General features: G+C 38.7%; 1 protein-coding gene. It reads right to left on the bottom strand.

The window, feature by feature from the left end; genetic code table 11:
- Positions 1-95: 95 nt before the first annotated feature.
- Positions 96-284, bottom strand: a 189-nt coding sequence (locus tag ACEN33_RS12530) for a GNAT family N-acetyltransferase (protein WP_407095221.1), incomplete at its 5' end; no start/stop codon positions are given.

Below are 284 nucleotides of genomic sequence, written 5' to 3' on the forward strand. Positions count from 1 at the left end.
GTACCTTCAGGAATCGTATCTCCTCGTCCATGATTCGTACTAACGATGTTTGCACTCCGATCAAATAAGTCCCATAATTCCAAAAATTCCCTCCGTTATTCTTTTAAATAAACGACTTCTGATATGACCCCATAGCCATTCTTTTGATATAAATGTTTAGCGTGTGCATTTTCTTTTTCTACTGATAAGCGAAATAGACGTTCGTCCTCTGCATTTAACTGTTTCATCATTTGATAGATACCTTGCGTTCCAAAGCCCTGTCCTTGATAATTTGGATCCACGGC

Source organism: Ruoffia sp. FAM 24228, from assembly GCF_045528575.1.
Lineage (GTDB): Bacteria > Bacillota > Bacilli > Lactobacillales > Aerococcaceae > Ruoffia > Ruoffia halotolerans.